General features: G+C 37.4%; 3 protein-coding genes. 2 read left to right on the forward strand and 1 reads right to left on the reverse strand.

Annotated elements, in window-relative coordinates; translation table 11 throughout:
• Together JHD69_RS19610 and JHD69_RS19615 are read left to right on the forward strand one after the other, a co-directional pair.
• Window positions 1-700 (forward strand): hypothetical protein (locus tag JHD69_RS19610; RefSeq protein ID WP_199142031.1); only part of this gene is annotated, 700 nt, incomplete at its 5' end.
• Between the two features lie 2 nt (window positions 701-702).
• Window positions 703-1,179: a hypothetical protein gene (locus JHD69_RS19615; RefSeq protein WP_199142032.1), complete on the forward strand. Its 477-nt coding sequence runs from the start codon at window positions 703-705 to the stop codon at window positions 1,177-1,179.
• A 582-nt stretch (window positions 1,180-1,761) separates the two neighbouring features.
• Here the strand turns inward: JHD69_RS19615 and JHD69_RS21145 are convergent.
• Window positions 1,762-1,947 (reverse strand): hypothetical protein (locus JHD69_RS21145; protein ID WP_233166081.1); only part of this gene is annotated, 186 nt, incomplete at its 5' end.

Here is a 1,947-nt window from a genome sequence, read left to right on the forward strand (position 1 = left end):
GATGTATGCTGCGCCACCATCTGATTTCTATGATAAGGATGGCAATCTGGTGAAGCATGTGAACGACGGTTCGACGGCTCAATATAAACAGGTGGGAAAAGGATTGAATTTACACTATGAGTTTATTGGCTTTGATAAATCGCAATCAGCTATTCCGTCTGTGGCTAAGAATACAGTGAATCTGACGACGGCAATCGAAGAGCAGCAAAGTTTGAATTTGAGTAATAGTACATTAGATCCTGTTGTAGGTACAAATGGTACGACTACTTATTGTAATTTCGCCACTCAAAACATATTGAATACCATTGCATCAGCGACAGATAACTCATCTGGAATTGCTATGACAGGCATGGCTAATAGTATGAGCGATCAGTTTGCAACTAGTCCTTTATTGCAAAGCGCAGATAAAGGCACTGCCTTGGCAAATGCTGAAAATGGGGGATTATCTCTATTGGGATATAAAAATCCCGGAGGCCATGGGCACGTGGCTTCTCTATCGGTGGGGGATAATGTCGGCAAAGGAGAAGTAGCAAATGTGGGACGTAGTAATGGCTTTTTGCCTATTGGGCCAGAAAAAGGAAGTGTTTTTGGTCGAAAATCCATAGAGAGCGTTAAGTTTTATACTCTAAGGCCTACAGTAACACCAAAAACGGCTGAACCACCTAGGCCACCTATTATTGGTACATTTAAAATATATTAGTTATGAAAAAAACAATGTTTGTGTTGATGATGGTGATTTATAGTCAGGCTTTTGCACAGCAAAAAAAAGGAACAGACTATCTAACCAAAGATGAGTTAGTAGGTACTTGGCAGATAAGAAGTAGATTAATCGGCAACGGTCTGAATCAGCATTTTGTGTTTAGTAAGGATGGAACGTTTGTTCTAAACCTATATAGTGATGGAGATGATGCAAGAAGCCTGCTGAAGCTAAAAGGGAAGTATCGACTTACCAAAGATGAGTTGTACCTTACCATACTTTCCAAGACAATAGTTGAAGAAGAGCTTGAAATAGGGGACATGGCCATAACATCTAGCCTGATTCAATTTGGCGCTGGTGCAAAAATAAAAGAAATAAAAGAGCCTAATCCAAAGGAGATGTTGGACCCCTGCTATATTAGCATCCTCTCCCGCTCTAATATAAAATTGAACAACGAAGTCTATTATAAGGTTAAGAAATGAGAACTGCAACCCAACTCCTTAGTCTGTGGCTCGCAGGCTACCTGATCAAATAAGTTCGCTTTCTATTGTACTTACAAAAACAGAACATCAAGCTTTTACAAATGCTTGGCGTAAAGAAATAGGCTATAATGGTTCCAAAGCGTTAGTGCAGACGACAAATGTCACTAAAGTACAAGTGTAGAATGCAGCTAGGAAGATATACGCCAATTATCCCGAAGTTTTATCTAAACTTCGGAAAATGATACAACTCTATTTAGAAAGAGTACAGTAAAATATAAGGATAGCATTGAAAGAAATATTACAAAACTAATTTCAAAAGAGTTTGACGCTCCAAATAGTAGTTCAGAAGGTGGGATGGTCTTAGTCTATTATAATAAAAAGATACATTAAAAATCAAAGGGGTATTTTATGGGGAAACAGGACAGAGCCAGTATAATTATGGTAACTATATACGAGTTGGGACATGAAATAAATTTGTTTAATTGACCGATTTTTAGTATATTTACATTGTAAGATAGGATTGCCTATGACTGATTCCAGAAGCGCGCGCTAGTCGAGATCACGAGGCAATTCCGATTCTTTCTAGTCAATAAAGTCTTGCAGAAACTTGTTTATTGATTTTTTGCACCTAATTGATTTCTCATTAAATACTTTGAAATCACCTTTTGTAAAATCTTTTAAAGTCATGCTATTTCTGAAATTAACCAAAGAAAATTCTTTAGGTATTTTTTCATTTTTACCATACCCTGTAAACACAGTATCGTGAGC

The sequence above is a fragment of the Pedobacter sp. ASV12 genome (assembly GCF_016429155.1).
Lineage (GTDB): Bacteria > Bacteroidota > Bacteroidia > Sphingobacteriales > Sphingobacteriaceae > Pedobacter.

Bases quoted from the DNA above. Each gene is read 5' to 3' on its own strand.
- JHD69_RS19615 (WP_199142032.1), top strand. From the start codon at position 703: ATGAAAAAAACAATGTTTGTGTTGATGATGGTGATTTATAGTCAGGCT.